Origin of the sequence: Streptomyces sp. f51, assembly GCF_037940415.1 — a bacterium.
Classification (GTDB): Bacteria; Actinomycetota; Actinomycetes; order Streptomycetales; family Streptomycetaceae; genus Streptomyces.
On the sequence record NZ_CP149798.1, the window covers coordinates 3,960,094 to 3,975,156 of the forward strand.

The following is a 15,063-nucleotide window of genomic DNA, read 5'->3' on the forward strand; positions in this document are numbered from 1 at the left end:
GGAGGTTTCCGGGGCGCCCTTCGCGTCGGTGGTCAGAACGTCCCGGTCAGCGCACGTCCACGTAGTCGTGGTAGCTCTCGGCGTCCACGTAGGAGCCGGACGCGAGGTAGACCCCGACCCAGGTGCCGTCCTGCTTCGCGGTGAAGCGGGCGGTGAAGCGGCCGTGCGAGTCGGTCTTGACCGAACCCAGCTGCGTCCAGGACTTCTTGCCCTTGGCCTGGAAGAGGATGTAGACGCGCTGCTTGCCGAACGCCGCCCACTTCGTGCCGCTCAGCCGCTGCAAGGTGCCCGTGGCGGTCACGGTGTGGCCCTTGCGCACCGGCTCGGGACCGGCGTTGAAGCCGGTGATCCTGGTGGCGGTGCGGTTGAAGTGCACGGAGTTGGAGTAGCCGGGCTGGTAGTCCGACGAACCCGCCGAGTACAGCCGCCAGTAGCCCTTCGGCACCGCCACGTACCCGTCGAGGTTGAAGGTCCCGTCGGACTTCGTGGTGAACCAGCCGAGCGACTTCCAGCCGGTCCTGCCGTCGGCCGACTGCTGGAGGTACAGCTTGTGGTTCGGCGGCACCTTGCCGTTGCTGGCGCTCATGCTGCCCTGGACGTGCAGGTTGGAGTACGCGTCGATCCAGCTCGAACAGAAGCAGATGTTCGTCCGGTTGATGACGTCGACCTTGAACTGCGCGTGCGAGGCGGTCAGATACGGGTCGGCCAGGTAGCTGTCGCGGCTCGTCCCGACCGTGTACGTGGCGTCGTCGTACGGCATGTAGGGATCGGTGAGCGTGAAGCGCCCGCCGGTACCGCTGGTCGCCGTGGCGTAGTAGCCCATGTCGACCGCGACGCCCTTGGCCGGGCGCCAGGTGCCGTCGTACAGGTACTCCACGACACCGGACGCGGAGGCCTTGGCGCCGAACTTGATCTGCGCGCCGGCGTGGTCGAGCCGGATCCGGCTCGGGCTGACCTTGACCGGCAGGGTCTTGCTGTCGACGAGCACATAGGTGTTCGTGCCGTCGGGGTTGGCGATCCAGAAGGAGAGCGAGACCGGCACGGAGGTGGCGTTCTCGCCGTTCAGCCGCGGCGCCACGTCGATCGCGTAGCTTCCGTCGGCGGCGGTGACGGCGCTGTAGGAGTACTCGGCCACCACACTCAGCGCCTTCCCGGCCAGCGGCGAGGTGTCGCCGGTGATCGGGTCGAAGAGCGAGATACGGCCGCTGAGCTGGACGTGCTTGTGCTCCACGTCGAGCACGGCGGGGCTGATGCTGCGGTCGGCGAAGACCGGCTTCGGCTCGACGTCCACGGTGGTGACGCCGGCCGCCGTGGTGCTGTCGCCGTCGCTGTCCTCGGCGCCGACCGTCACGTCGTAGGTGCCGTACGAAGGCAGCTGCGACATGCGAGGCGAGCGCCACACGCCGTCCTGCGGCGTGCCGGAGACGAGCGTGAAGCCGGTGACGGCGACGGTCGCGGGGTTCGCGCCGTGCAGCTCGGTGAGGTCGGCGGACACCTCGGTGATCGGCGAGTCGGAGGAGACGGCGACCGTCAGGAAGCCGGTGTCGGAAGGGTCGGAGCCGACGTCGCCGAACACCGGGACGCCGGCGCCGGGCGCGCTGCCGCTCGGGTCGGGCGTCGGGGTGCCGCTCGGGTCGGTCGGGGTCGGCGACGGTTCGTCGACGGGCGGACCGGGGGTGGTGGCCGACGGGTCGGACGGGGCCGGGGTGTCGGAGGGCGTGTCGGACGGGGCCGGGGTGTCGGAGGGTGTGTCGGACGGGGCCGGGGTGTCGGAGGGTGTGTCGGACGGGGCCGGGGTGTCCGAGGAAGTGTCGGACGGGGTGGGCGTGTCCGTCGGCGTCGGCGTCGGACCGGGCGTCTCGTCCGCGGTCGCGGCGGCCGCCGCGTTCCGCGCGGGCGTGCCGCCGTCCGCCGCGTACGCCAGCGCGGGCGCGGCGAGGAGCGCGGCGCCCAGTGCGGCGGACAGGGCCGCCGACACCAAAGAGCGTGATCTCACTGCTGGATTTCCCCCCACGGGAACGGCGCGGCCTCGCCGCCCCGGACATCCGGAGGCCGGCCGCGCTCTCTGTACGGTTGCTGTGAACATGACGCAACGGGTCGAACTCTAGTGCCTGCCACCGACAGGACAGCAAGGGGTTTCCGGAACGGGCCGATGCCGCCAACTGCACCTGTTCGCACATCCTTTGAGCACCCGCCCGCTCCGGACACCTCCGAGCCCGCGGCGCCTGAAGGGAGCCCTGCTGGACCACTGCTCGTCAGCGCGTGGACGATCGAAGCTGACAGTAAGGTCGTCCCGGGAACGAACCGGTCGACAGGGGGGGCCATGTCGGGGCAACTGTTCACGTTGATAGGCGTGCTCGTCGGTGCCGCAGCGTCCTACGTGGGCGGAGCCCTCATGGAAAGGTCGCGCTGGCGTCGCCAACTCTCGACGCGATGGGATGAACGCCGCCTGGAGTCCTACCTCCGGTACGCGGACGCGATCAAGAGATTCACGTCCTTGGCGGGGCGCCTGGCCGCGGGCAAAGGACTGTTCGATCTTCCCCAGCCGCTCGGACAGGAAGCCGGCCTGGCGATGCTGGCCGACGCAGAGCTGGAGCGGGGCTACGCGTTCGAGGCCGTCCTCCTCATGGGGGACGCCGAAACCATCTCGGCGGCCAGGGCACTACAGCGCCACGCCTGGGTGCTGGAGCACTTCGCTCGTGACCAGCGCTCGGGAACACCGGAGGACTGGACGCGGGCTTTCAGGCAGTTCCAGGAGCAACGCGACATGTTCTACCTCACCGCTCGAAAGAGCCTGGGTGTCACCGCGACATTCCGCCTGCGCTCCGAAGACCCCGCCGTCCTGGGGGCAGATCCGCGGCAGTTGTAGCAGCCGGCGGAGTCGCCATGGGCAGCGAAGATCTGTCGTCCTGCCCCGGGTCTTGTCGGAGATCCTGGTGACCGGCCGCTTCCCGTCTCGGGGGCGGTGGGATGGTGCGCCTGGTCGCGGTGGCCGCTGTTGGGCAACCTCGGACGCCCCATGGACGGCCCGGCTTCGGCCCGATCGGCTGACGACCGGTCACATGGGCGCGCTGATAGCGGGCGGAATTCGGTTTGACTCGGCGTGGACAAGGAATTACCGAGAGGGAGTCGAAGCTCCGCTGTTGCGGATGGGCTGCGGAGTGGTTGGAAGCCCAGGCCGCACCGTTGAAGCCGCCCCGGCATGCGCTGTCATGCCCCATCCCTGGGACACCCGCCGGCGCGAACAGCCGGAGACCCCGACCTCGTCGTGTCGCATCTTGCGGAGCGGCTCAGCCCGGCCAACGCCGACGAGGGCGAAGGCGCAGCCCGACGCCGCACTGTGGCGCAGCCCGTGGGGCCGGCAGGTTGCGAGAACGGTTGAGATGCGGCTTCCCACCGCAAGCGACGCCGCACCGACCTCGACTGAACCCGCCACCCCGTTGATCCGTCAGATCACCAAGTACGACTGGAGTACTGGGCCACGAAGAGCACCTTGCGCTACGCCCAGCGCCACCCCGAACTCCTCATCGGTTTCCTGGCCGGAGCCGGCCTGGAACGTTGTCGCCCCCGCGTCAGCCCGTAGCCAGAGATCAGCATCAGCGGGGGTGTCGTCACGCGATCAGCCGTGGACGGTCTGCTTGATACCGTCCTTGGTGGTGATGTCCACGGACATACGCCACCTCGTACCCTTGCCGACCGTGACGGTGACCGTGTCGGCGAATTTTCTGCCGTGCAAATCCTTCGCCTTGATGCGGGCGCCGAACGTGGCGCTGTCGTCGCAGCCACCGGCCTCGGCGCTGAGGCCGGTTCCGCTGGTGACAGTGAGACCGCCAGGTCCGAGACAGTCGTAGCGGACGCCCAGTTCGGCGATCCGGTCAACAGGAACAGGAAGTTTGACCGTCCCGGGCCCGAGATGGCCCGGCGTCGCCTTTCCGCTGTCTGGACGGTCCGGATCAGACACCAGAACTGATGTCGGCGGGCTGCCCACAGGAGCCCGGTTTCCCCCTCCCCCTCCGCCTCCCCCACACCCGGCGGCCAGGATGACGATGACTGGCAGTACGGCCAGATGTCTTCTGCGCATTAGCTCTTTCCGTGCCAGGTTTCTTGGCCCTTGTAGACCAGCCGCGCCGATCCGCTGCGCAGCACCTTGGTGGAGCAGTTGGGCTGCGTCTGGTTGTAGTTCCACTTCGTGTACCGGACCTTCACGCCCGCGTGGAGGTAACCGTGCCGCATGTTGTTCGGCACTGTCCACGACCACGTGTGGGTCGTGCCGTTCGTCCACTGCCATGCGTAGTGGTAGTCGAACGTCGCCGACGCCTTGACGAAGACCACTTTCGCTTCGCCCGAGATCGATCCGCCCACGGTGGACGTCGTCGTCTTGCCCTTGTGGAAGGTGATGCTGATCGTGGTACCGCTGTCGCCGCCGGAACGGGGTTCCAGGTCCCGGTAGTAGTTGTAACTGCCGGAAAAATCGTAGCCCTTGGTCATCGGGCAACTCATGGGCACAGCCGCGGATGCAGGTGTGGAGCTGATGACGGCCAGTGCCCCTGCGACACAGCCTGCCGACATGATTCGCGAAATTCGGCTCACGCGTTTCCCCTCGGTTTTCTTTGGTCGACAACGGCCTCTACAGCCGCCGAGGAGAGACCCTAGCGCCGACTCCCGCCTCCGCTCGCACGGTTGAGCGAAACCTGAGGTGTGGCGACAGGCGGGATCGGGTCGCCCGTTCGGGTGCTGGTGCCCCAGTACTCCAGCACTTGGTGATCTTCACGCGGTGAGGTGAAGTCTGCCGGCTGTCCGTGGGTCGTTGCTCTCGTGGGTGCTGCACTGGCGCAGGACTTGATCAACTTCCTTAAGTTATCGGGTTGTTGGTGATGCCCAGGACGGGGGAGTGCTCGTTGGGGATCGCCCGGGTGGTCTCGGCGATGTCGTCGGCTCCGATCCGGCGTACGAAGGGGCCGGGGCGTCGATGCCTGCATTCGGACCGGTGGAAACGACTGACGGCAGAGCCTTGGTCGGTCCAGCGAGGTAGAGGCGAGGACTCTTCGAATCCGACGGCGGAGTGCCGACTACGGAGCCGTCCACCACGATCGCCCCGGAGCGCTGCAAGATGCCGCTGATGTTGACCATCGTCGCGGGGGAGACGCCGGTCCCTGGTCCTCGTACTGCGTCCGTTGCCCGAGCACCACAGAACCTCAGCACCGGAACGCAGGGCCTGGACGGCTACGGCTGCTCCCATGCTGCCGGGGCGCAGGACTCCGAGCGCGGTCACCCGACGAACTCTCGGACGAGAAACGAGTCAGGGCCGGTTCCCCGTGAAGGAAAACCGGCCCTGACCTGGTGTTTCAGCTGTCGGGGTGGCGGGATTTGAACCCACGACCTCTTCGTCCCGAACGAAGCGCGCTGCCAAGCTGCGCTACACCCCGATCGTCGCTGCTCTCGCGGCGACGTCGTTTACTTTAGCCCACCGCTGGCCTGAGACGAAATCCGGTTTTCGGGGCGCCGCAGGCGGCGTCGGACGGGGTCGGGGCGCAGGTGGTCGAGGACGACGATGAACAGGCCCAGGGCGTAGAAGGCGACGCCCAGCACGGCGGTGTTGCCGAGGACGCCGCCGTAGCCGTGTCGGTCCACGTCGACGAAGGGGTAGAGGTAGCGCGCCGGTGTTCCGGCGCTCAGCGCCGCACCGCGGGCCAGGGAGAAGGTCAGGTAGGCGAGGGGGTAGATCAGCCAGGTCGCCGCGTCGCGCAGTGCCAGGGGGGTCGGGCGCGTCAGGAGCAGCCAGTCGACGGCGACGGCGATCGGTGTGACCGTGTGCAGCAGCTGGCTGGCGAGCGCCTGCCAGCCGGAGGGCGCACCGTTGCCTCCGGTCATGGAGAACGGGGTCGACTCGTTCGCCAGGATCAGGTGGTAGACCAGACCGGTGATCGAGATGTAGATCAACGTGCCGCCGGCCAGGACCCCGGGCAGGGGCCTGCGCGCCGACCAGGCCCGGCGGGCCGACACCGCGAAGACGACGGCGACGAGCAGATTCGTCTGGATCGTGAAGTAGCTCAGCACCCGGACCGGGGAGCCCAGCTTCATCTCGATGGCCACGCCCGTCGCGGCCGCGAGCGCCACCAGGACGCGGTACGCCGCCGTGGCGGGGCGCCGGGCGGGAGCCACCACCGCCGTCGCGGGGACGTAGGGGCGGGTCGAAGGGATCATGCCCGGTATCGCGGGGAGATCGGGTATGTCCCTCGGTATGGGGTTGATCATGCCCTCACGCTAAGCGGATCAGGGCATTCGGGCGATATGGGGCGACTGGGTGGGTTACGGGGGCGTGCGGGACGTCGTCTCCGTCATCCCGGTGGCCGTGACACGGGTGGGGCCGGTCCGCTCCGTGCGGCCGGTCGCGCTCCGGAACGTTTCCGGCCCCGGGCCCGCGTACGCCCAGTACGCAGAACCGGGGCCGGGACAGGATCTCCGAGGGTTCCTAGCCCCGCTCCACCAGCGTCAGCAGCGACGCCTCCGGCGGGCAGGCGAAGCGGACCGGGGTGTAGCGGCTCGCGCCGCAGCCGGCCGAGACGTGCAGGTACGAGGTGTGGTCCTCCGCCGTATGCCGGGAGAGGCCCTTCACGCGGTCCGTGTCGAGGTCGCAGTTGGTGACGAAGGCGCCGTAGAAGGGGAGGCAGATCTGACCGCCGTGGGTGTGGCCCGCCAGGATCAGGGGGTATCCGTCGGCGGTGAAGGCGTCCAGGGCGCGCAGGTACGGGGCGTGCACCACGCCCATCGAGAAGTCGGCGGACGCGGACGGGCCGCCAGCCACGCGTGCGTAGCGGTCGCGCTTGATGTGCGGGTCGTCGAGGCCCGTCAGCTCGATCTCCGCGCCCTCGATCTTCAGCGTCCCGCGGGTGTTCGTCAGGTTCAGCCAGCCCCCGGTGTCGAAACCCTCGCGCAGGTCCTCCCACGGGTTGTGGACGGCGCCCACGACCGGCTTGTTGCCGTTCAGTCCGTGGCGGCCCGCCGCCTTCTCGAAGAGGTAGCGGGCGGGGTTGCGGAGCGTGGGGCCGTAGTAGTCGTTCGAGCCGAAGACGTAGGCGCCGGGGAACTCCATCAGGGGGCCGAGCGCGTCCAGCACCTCGGGCACTGCCTCCGGGTCCGAGAGGTTGTCCCCGGTGTTGATCACGAAGTCGGGGCGCAGACCCGCCAGGGAGCGCAGCCAGCGCTGCTTCTTGCGCTGTCCGCCCACCATGTGGATGTCGGAGACCTGGAGGATGCGCAGCGGACGCATCCCGGCAGGCAGCACCGGGACGGTCACCCGCCGCAGGCGGAAGGAACGGGCCTCGAACCCCGCCGAGTACAGCAGACCGGCGGCGCCCACCGCCGTGATTCCCAGGGGTACTCCGTATCGCGCGCGCATACGTCCATCGTGTCAGACTCCGGTGAGCGCTCTTACCCGGCTGTGGACAGTCCGGAAGTCCCGTACGGGAGCACGGGGGAGACCGTCGCACACGGTCCTCCGGGACCGCGGGGGAGAGGGTCACGTACGGTCCTCCGGGATCGCGGGGGAGACGGTCACGTACGGCCCTCCGGGATCGCGGGGGAGACGGTCACGTACGGCCCTCGGGGACCGCGGGGGAGACGGTCATGTACGGGACTTGGGTGCTCGGGCGGGCGCGCTGCGAAATCAACAGGCGTCCGCGTCACCGCACCTGCGACACTTGACGGCATGACCACGCTCAAGTCGAAGTTGCAGGAAGACCTCAACGCCGCGATCAAGGGGCGCGACGAGCTCCGCTCCTCGACGCTCCGGCTCACCCTCTCCGCGATCACCAACGAGGAGGTCGCGGGCAAGACCAAGCGCGAACTCTCCGACGACGAGGTGCAGAAGGTGATCGCCCGCGAGGCGAAGAAGCGGCGTGAGGCCTCGGAGGCCTTCGCGCAGGGCGGGCGTCCCGAGTCGGCCGAGCGTGAGCTCGCGGAGGGCGAGGTGCTCGCCGCCTATCTGCCCAAGCAGCTGTCCGACGACGAGCTTCGGCTGATCGTGGCCCAGGCCGTCGAGGAGGCGAAGGCGGCCGGTGCCGAGGGCCCGCGCGCGATGGGTGCCGTCATGAAGATCGTGAACCCGAAGGTGGCCGGGCAGGCCGAGGGCGGCCGTGTCGCCGCCGCCGTGAAGCAGCTGCTCGCGGGCTGACGCAGGCTCCCGTCTCCGTACGGGACGCCCCGCAACACCCCTTACGCCGAACGCCCCGTGGCCCAGGATCGACTCCTGGGCCACGGGGCGTTCACGCGTTCACGTGCCGGCTCGCGGTGTACGGGTCAGCGCTGGCCGCCGTTTCCGTTGCCGTTGTTCGTGTTGCCCTGGATCCACCCGTTGGGGAGGGAGAACGTGGGCGACGGGAACGTCACTCCGCCGTCGGTCAGACCGCTGATGGTGTTGCCGTCGGTGGTGTTGCCGTTCCCTCCGCCGTGGCGGCCGCGGCCCTTGTTGTTGTCGTCCTGGCCCTGGCCCTTGTTCTTGTCGGGGTCGGGGATGTTGATCAGGTTGAAGGACGGCGCGTCCTTGCCCACGAGGGCGCCGGTCATCAGGTCGCGCCAGATCGGGCCCGGGACCTGACCGCCGTACACCTTCGCCTGGTAGACGCCGCCGATCTGGATGTTCACCATGTGGACCCGCTGGGTGGCGCTGCCGACCCAGACGGCGCCGGAGAGGTTCGGCGTGTAGCCGACGAACCAGGCGTTCTTGCGCTCGTCGGTCGTACCCGTCTTACCGGCGTTGGCGCGGTCGGTGAGACCGGCCTGCTGGCCCGTACCGGAGTCGATCACACCGCTCAGCAGGCTGTTGACGGTGTCCGCGGTCGACTCGGACATGGCCCGCGAGCAGGTCGACTTGGGCACGTCCAGGGACTTCTCGCGGCCGCCGATCTTCTGGCTGATCGACTCGATGGCCACCGGGGTGCAGTACATGCCGCGGGAGGCGAAGGCGGCGTACGCCGTCGCCATGGTGAGCGGCGAGATGCCCTTGGCGCCCAGGGCGATGGAGGGCACCTCGGGGAGCTTGTCGCCGTTGCCCTGGACCACGCCGAGCTTGTCGATCTGGTTCATCACCGGGCACAGGCCGATGTCGGAGATCATCTGCACGAAGTAGGTGTTGACCGACTTGGCCATCGCCTCCTTCAGCTGGTACGGGCCCTTCTCGGACGCGCTCTCGTTCGGGACCCGCTCGTTCGCCTGGTTCGTCCACGGCTTGCTGCCGCACGTCTGGACGGGGCTGGGGTACAGCATCGAGTTCGGCGAGGAGTACTCCTGCGTCGCCGGCCGGCCCTGCTCCAGCGCCGCGGCGGCCACGAACGGCTTGAACGTCGAACCGGTCGGGAAGCCGTAGTTCGAGCCGCCCATGTCGTAGTTGACCGAGTAGTTGTACTCGGTCTCGTTCTTGCCGTAGCCGAATGGCTTCGACTGGCCCATCCCGAGGATCTTCCCGGTGCCGGGCTCGACCAGGGTGGCCGCCGCGGCGACCTTGTCGGTCTTCCAGACGTGCTTCTTCAGCGAGGTCCGGATCGACGCCTGGGACTGCGGGTCGAGCGTCGTACGGATCGTCAGGCCGCCCTGGTTCCAGATCTTCGCCCGGTCCTCCTTGGTCTTGCCGAAGACCGGGTCGCTCAGGAAGACGTTCTCCACGTACTTGCAGAAGAAGCCGGCGCCCTCGACCGCCGTGATGCAGCCGTTCTTCGGCTGGCTGACGTGCAGCCCGAGCTTCGTCGCCTTGGCGGCGTCGGCCTGCTCCTGGGAGATGTCGTGCACCTCGGCCATGCGCTGGAGCACGGTGTTGCGGCGCTTGATCGCCTCCTCCTCGTCGTTCACCGGGTCGTACCGGCTCGGCGACTGGACGATGCCCGCGAGGAGCGCCGCCTCCTGGAGGTTCAGGTTCTTGGCGGGCTTGGAGAAGTAGCGCTGGGAAGCGGCCTCGATGCCGTACGCCTGCTCCCCGAAGAACGTGATGTTCAGGTAGTTCTCGAGGATCTTCTTCTTGCCCAGCTTCTCTTCCAGCTGGATCGCGTACTTCAGCTCACGGACCTTGCGGCCGATGGTCTGCTGGGTGGCCTGCGCGACCTTGGTCGGGTCGTCGCCCGCCTCCTCCACGAAGTAGTTCTTCACCAGCTGCTGCGTCAGGGTGGAGGCGCCCTGGGCCACGCCGCCGTTCTGCGCGTTCTGGTTGACCGCGCGCAGGATGCCCTTCAGGTCGATCGCGCCGTGCTGGTAGTAGCGCGAGTCCTCGATCGCGACGATCGCCTTCTGCATGTAGGGCGAGATATTCTTGAGGTCGACCACCGTGCGGTCGCGCGAGTACACGGTCGCGAGCTGACCGCCCTTGCTGTCCAGGATCGTGGTCCGCTGACTCAGTGACGGACTCTTCAGATTGTCCGGAATGTCATCGAACCCCTGGACCGAGCCCTTGGCCGCGAGACCGAGCGCGCCCGCGGCGGGCAGCGCGATTCCGGCCATGACGGCGCCCGCGAGCACGCTGACACCGAGGAACTTGGCGGCCTGCTGCGTAGGGGACAGACCACCGCCCGAGCGCTTCTTTGGCATGAGGGCAGCCTACGTTCTCATTCGCCGGACACGCGTATATGCCTTGGCCTAAGCTGCTCTCAACTGTCACAGCAGTGCGGCCACGTATCAATACGTCCGGCGAACCCGAATCGTTCCGGAGGTTCCGCGTTCTTGTGGAGCGCGTGTCCGAATCAGCCTTGTGTGTCACATGGCGTCCGTTGTGACTCGACCTGACTGTCCCGGTTCGCCGGAATGGTCGCGCATGTCCTCGGCTCACTCCCCCGGGTGATCTGCCGCTTACGCATAGTCCGTTCGGGCCATTCAAGATTGGGCCCGAAGGGGGTGTTGCGCTGTGCCCACCTTCCGTAACGTCCTCAACTGGCGGCGGTGAATATGCCGCTGCCGCCGTGGGGGAGCCTCGATTCGGGAGAGGACGGCGCCGGTATGGGCTGGGTAACCGACTGGAGTGCGCAGGCGGCCTGCCGCACTACCGATCCAGATGAACTGTTCGTTCAAGGAGCAGCGCAGAACAGGGCCAAGGCAGTGTGCACCGGATGTCCGGTTCGCACGGAGTGCCTCGCCGATGCGCTCGACAACCGCGTCGAATTCGGCGTGTGGGGTGGCATGACCGAGCGCGAGCGCCGTGCGTTGCTGCGCCGGCGGCCGACCGTCACCTCGTGGCGGCGCCTGCTCGAGACCGCGCGTACGGAGTACGAACGCGGGGCGGGGCTGCTGCCCCTCGACGAGGAAGAGGTGTACGAGCGCTACGCGGCGGTGGGGTGAGGGGAACTCGCCCGTCGTGGGCGGGGTCGCTCATCGTGGGGCGTCCGTCCGGCGCGGGGGATTTCTCCGGCGCGGTGAGTTCGTCCGGTGGGGGTTCGTCCATCGGGACGGGGACGCCGCTTCGGACCGTGGTCAGGGTCAGGACCGTGGTCAGGGTCAGGGCGTCGCGTTCATGCGCACGCGGCCAGGGCGCCGCTCCAGGGCCCCTCGGACTCGTACGGGCCCACCCGGCCCGTCGGAGGCCCGCGGGGGCCGGGCTGGGCCTCCAACGCGCCCTCAAGGGCACCACGAAGCGTCCTGGGGGCTCCACAAGCGTCCCTTCGGGGGCTCCGTGCTCGGCTTTAGCTCCGCGCTCGGCTTTCGCTCCGTGCTCGGCTTTCGCTCCGCGTCCGGCTTCAGCTCCGCGTTCAGCTTTCGGGAAGCTCCGGCCGGTGGGCCGCGAGGCGGTTGCCGATGTCCCGCAGTCCCGCGAGGTCGTGCACGTCGCCGGGCAGCGCGGCCACCTCGGCCACCGGCACCTCGGGATGGCGGGCGGCGAAGCGGTCACGCGTGCGCTGCTCGCGGGAGAGCAGTTGCATCCGCTCGGCGTGGAGTCGCAGCAGGCCTGCGGTGAGCTGGTCGACGGATCGTTCCGGGGCCGTGGCGGCGGTCCTGTCCGTGATGGCGGGGGAGCCTTCGTCAGGAGCTGAAGCACCGGAACCCGGTACTTCTGAACTGCCGTACGTGCCAGGAGAGTTACGAAGTCCAGCCTTCCCGTCCGCCTGATCCACAATGCGGGCGTCGGCAAGATTTTCTGCGTCGGCGGAATCCGATGCGCCGGGCTCGGTCGGCTCCGTGGTGCCCGGTTCGGGGTTCTCCGCCTCCGCGGAGTCGAGATCCTCCGCGGCGGCGAGTGCCCGCTCGGCGGAGAGCTGGGTGGCCCCGCTGCCGTGCACCCGGTTGAGCACCAGCCCGGCGAACGGCATCTCCTCGGCGGCCAGCCGCTCCACGAAGTACGCGGCCTCGCGCAGCGCGTCCCGCTCGGGGGCCGCCACGACCAGGAACGCGGTGCCGGGCGCCTGGAGCAGCTTGTACGTGGCGTCGGCGCGCGTACGGAAACCGCCGAAGGTGGTGTCCATGGCCGCGACGAACGTCTGCACGTCCTTCAGGAGCTGGCCCCCGAGCAGCTTTCCCAGGGTGCCCGTCATCATCGACATCCCGACGTTCAGGAACTTCATGCCGGCCCGGCCGCCCAGCTTGGCCGGCGCAGTCAGCAGCCGGATCAGCTTCCCGTCGAGGAAGGAACCGAGCCGCTTCGGGGCGTCCAGGAAGTCCAGCGCCGAACGGGACGGCGGTGTGTCGACCACGATCAGGTCCCACGCGTCGCGCGCCCTCAGCTGGCCGAGCTTCTCCATCGCCATGTATTCCTGCGTGCCCGCGAAGCCCGCCGAAAGCGACTGGTAGAAGGGGTTGTTGAGGATGGCGGCCGCCCGGTCGCCGTCCGCGTGCGCCTCGACGACCTCGTCGAACGTGCGCTTCATGTCGAGCATCATGGCGTGCAGCTCGCCGCTCCCCTCGACCCCCTTCACCCGGCGCGGAGTGTTGTCGAGGGAGTCGATGCCCATGGACTGCGCCAGTCTGCGCGCGGGGTCGATGGTGAGCACGACCACCTTGCGGCCGCGCTCCGCGGCCCGCAGCCCGAGAGCCGCGGCCGTGGTCGTCTTGCCGACACCGCCCGAGCCGCAGCACACCACGATGCGGGTCTCCGGGTCGTCGAGCAGCGGGTCCAGATCGAGGACGCGTGCCGGGTCCAGGCTCATGACATCCCTTGCTTGCGCAGCAGTGCGGCCAGTTCGTACAGGCCCGCCAGGTCCAGGCCCTCGGCGAGCAGCGGGAGTTCGCGCAACGGCAGGCCCTGTTCGGCCAGCACGCTCCGCTGCTCGGTCTCCAGCGTGTACCGCTCGCCGTACTCCTCGGCCTGCTGGAGAAGCGGGTCCACCAGCCTTTCCGCGAGCCCGCCGCGGCGCGCGCCGCCGAGACCGGCCGAGGAGAGCGACTTGGCGATCGCCGAACGGGGAGCGTCCTTCGCCAGCTCCAGATCGACGCTGTCGAGGAGTGCCGGGCGCACCATGTTCACGATGATCCGGCCCACGGGGAGCTTCGCCGCGCGCAGCTCCGCGATCCCGTCCGCGGTCTCCTGTACGGGCATCTCCTCCAGCAGCGTCACCAGGTGGACCGCCGTCTCCGGGGACTTGAGGACACGCATGACGGCCTGGGCCTGATTGTGTATCGGGCCGATCTTCGCAAGGCCGGCGACCTCGTCGTTGACGTTCAGGAAGCGGGTGATGCGGCCCGTGGGCGGCGCGTCCATCACCACGTAGTCGTACGTGAAGCGGCCGCTCTTCTCCTTGCGCCGCACCGCCTCGCAGGCCTTGCCGGTCAGGAGGACGTCCCGCAGCCCGGGGGCGATGGTGGTCGCGAAGTCGATCGCGCCGAGTTTCTTCAGGGCGCGGCCGGCGCCGCCCAGTTTGTAGAACATCTGGAGGTAGTCCAGCAAAGCCAGTTCGGGGTCGATGGCGAGGGCGTACACCTCCCCGCCACCTGGAGCGACGGCGATCTTCCGCTCCTCGTAGGGCAGCGCTTCTGTCTCGAAGAGCTGCGCGATGCCCTGTCTGCCCTCGACCTCGACCAGAAGGGCGCGCTTGCCCTCGGTCGCGAGGGCGAGCGCGAGGGCGGCGGCTACCGTGGTCTTGCCGGTACCGCCCTTGCCGCTGACGACCTGGAGCCTGCTCACGTATTCGAGCCTAACCAGTCCGCCGCCGGAGTACGCAGGAGGCTGTGGACAAGCCGTGCCTGCGGCGGCGGGGCGGGGGGTGGCTCGGGCGGGAGCCGGTGGTCGCCAGCGGCTACAGTCGGCCACATGACCAAATGGGAATACGCCACCGTGCCGCTGCTCGTCCATGCCACGAAGCAGATTCTGGACACCTGGGGCGAGGACGGCTGGGAGCTCGTGCAGGTCGTGCCCGGGCCCAACAACCCCGAGCAGCTCGTGGCCTACCTGAAGCGGGAGAAGTCCGCATGAGCGGGGCTGTCGAGGCGAAGCTCGCCGAACTCGGGCTGAGCCTTCCCGGTGTCGTCCCGCCGCTGGCCGCGTACCAGCCCGCCGTGCAGTCGGGCGTGTACGTGTACACCGCCGGGCAGCTTCCGATGGTGGACGGGAAGCTCCCGGTCACCGGGAAGGTCGGGGCCGAGGTCACGGCCGAGGAGGCCAAGGAACTGGCCCGTACGTGCGCGCTGAACGCCCTGGCGGCGGTGAAGTCGGTCGTGGGTGACCTCGATCGCATCGCGCGTGTCGTCAAGGTCGTGGGGTTCGTGGCCTCGGCGTCGGACTTCACGGGGCAGCCGGGTGTGCTGAACGGTGCGAGTGAGCTGCTCGGGGCTGTGCTGGGCGACAAGGGCGTGCACGCGCGGAGTGCGGTCGGTGTCGCTGTTCTGCCGCTGGACGCTCCGGTGGAGGTCGAGATCCAGGTGGAGCTGACGCACGCGTAGCCCTTCCGGGTGTCGCCTGACCCGGCTGCGGGTTCGGTCCGGTGGGTGGGTCGGAGCCGTGCCGGTGCATCAGGCCGTCGCCGTTGGGTGAGGAGTGACCGTCGGTGGCGACGGCCATCGATGTACCGGCACGGCCCCTCGCGTCCCATCCCGGCTGCGGGAGTGCTGTGGCTTGGGTGCCGTCCCTCACGTGCGTGAGTTTCAGCCCCTCCGGCGTTC

General features: G+C 68.8%; 13 protein-coding genes and 1 tRNA gene. 5 read left to right on the plus strand and 9 right to left on the minus strand.

The window, feature by feature from the left end; translation table 11 throughout:
- Positions 1-46 precede the first annotated feature (46 nt).
- Positions 47-1,996 (minus strand): hypothetical protein, encoded by a 1,950-nt coding sequence (locus WJM95_RS17325; RefSeq protein ID WP_339130626.1) that lies wholly within the window; start codon positions 1,994-1,996, stop codon positions 47-49.
- 327 nt (positions 1,997-2,323) lie between these two features.
- On the opposite strand from WJM95_RS17325, the gene WJM95_RS17330 reads away from it, so the two are divergent.
- Positions 2,324-2,869: a hypothetical protein gene (locus WJM95_RS17330; RefSeq protein ID WP_339130627.1), complete on the plus strand. Its 546-nt coding sequence runs from the start codon at positions 2,324-2,326 to the stop codon at positions 2,867-2,869.
- 750 nt (positions 2,870-3,619) lie between these two features.
- Here the strand turns inward: WJM95_RS17330 and WJM95_RS17335 are convergent.
- The 5 genes from WJM95_RS17335 to WJM95_RS17355 all read right to left on the minus strand — a co-directional run bounded on the left by WJM95_RS17335 (position 3,620) and on the right by WJM95_RS17355 (position 7,399).
- Positions 3,620-3,988: a hypothetical protein gene (locus WJM95_RS17335; protein WP_339130628.1), complete on the minus strand. Its 369-nt coding sequence runs from the start codon at positions 3,986-3,988 to the stop codon at positions 3,620-3,622.
- Between the two features lie 92 nt (positions 3,989-4,080).
- The gene (locus tag WJM95_RS17340) at positions 4,081-4,488 is read right to left on the minus strand and encodes a hypothetical protein (RefSeq protein WP_339130629.1); all 408 of its coding nucleotides are present in this window, start codon (positions 4,486-4,488) and stop codon (positions 4,081-4,083) included.
- An 864-nt stretch (positions 4,489-5,352) separates the two neighbouring features.
- Positions 5,353-5,426, minus strand: a tRNA-Pro gene (locus WJM95_RS17345).
- Positions 5,427-5,454: 28 nt separating this feature from the next.
- Positions 5,455-6,255, minus strand: a complete 801-nt coding sequence (locus tag WJM95_RS17350; RefSeq protein WP_339130630.1) for a Pr6Pr family membrane protein — start codon at positions 6,253-6,255, stop codon at positions 5,455-5,457.
- A gap of 217 nt (positions 6,256-6,472) precedes the next feature.
- On the minus strand, positions 6,473-7,399 hold the full coding sequence (locus WJM95_RS17355) for a metallophosphoesterase (RefSeq protein ID WP_339130631.1): 927 nt from the start codon (positions 7,397-7,399) through the stop codon (positions 6,473-6,475).
- Positions 7,400-7,708: 309 nt separating this feature from the next.
- Between WJM95_RS17355 and WJM95_RS17360 the strand changes: the two genes are divergently transcribed.
- Complete coding sequence (locus tag WJM95_RS17360; RefSeq protein WP_339130632.1) at positions 7,709-8,173, plus strand: GatB/YqeY domain-containing protein; 465 nt, start codon at positions 7,709-7,711, stop codon at positions 8,171-8,173.
- Positions 8,174-8,298: 125 nt separating this feature from the next.
- Here WJM95_RS17360 and WJM95_RS17365 read toward each other — a convergent pair whose 3' ends face one another.
- Entirely contained in the window at positions 8,299-10,572 is a 2,274-nt protein-coding gene (locus WJM95_RS17365) for a transglycosylase domain-containing protein (protein WP_339130633.1), read from the minus strand.
- 405 nt (positions 10,573-10,977) lie between these two features.
- Here WJM95_RS17365 and wblA point away from each other — a divergent pair, with 405 nt between their 5' ends.
- Complete coding sequence (gene wblA / locus WJM95_RS17370; RefSeq protein ID WP_028799159.1) at positions 10,978-11,316, plus strand: transcriptional regulator WblA; 339 nt, start codon at positions 10,978-10,980, stop codon at positions 11,314-11,316.
- 407 nt (positions 11,317-11,723) lie between these two features.
- On the opposite strand, the gene WJM95_RS17375 is transcribed toward wblA, so the two are convergent.
- Both WJM95_RS17375 and WJM95_RS17380 read right to left on the minus strand, forming a co-directional pair.
- Positions 11,724-13,115 (minus strand): ArsA family ATPase, encoded by a 1,392-nt coding sequence (locus tag WJM95_RS17375; protein ID WP_339130634.1) that lies wholly within the window; start codon positions 13,113-13,115, stop codon positions 11,724-11,726.
- Entirely contained in the window at positions 13,112-14,089 is a 978-nt protein-coding gene (locus tag WJM95_RS17380; protein ID WP_339130635.1) for an ArsA-related P-loop ATPase, read from the minus strand. Before WJM95_RS17380 ends, WJM95_RS17375 begins: the two co-directional genes overlap by 4 nt.
- A 126-nt stretch (positions 14,090-14,215) precedes the next feature.
- Between WJM95_RS17380 and WJM95_RS17385 the strand changes: the two genes are divergently transcribed.
- Together WJM95_RS17385 and WJM95_RS17390 are read left to right on the plus strand one after the other, a co-directional pair.
- Positions 14,216-14,377 carry a DUF4177 domain-containing protein gene (locus WJM95_RS17385; protein WP_075033571.1) on the plus strand — a complete coding sequence of 54 codons (162 nt, stop codon included), beginning with the start codon at positions 14,216-14,218 and terminating at the stop codon, positions 14,375-14,377.
- Positions 14,374-14,844, plus strand: a complete 471-nt coding sequence (locus WJM95_RS17390; RefSeq protein WP_326786491.1) for a RidA family protein — start codon at positions 14,374-14,376, stop codon at positions 14,842-14,844. The genes WJM95_RS17385 and WJM95_RS17390 overlap by 4 nt, the downstream gene beginning before the upstream one ends.
- Positions 14,845-15,063 lie beyond the last annotated feature (219 nt).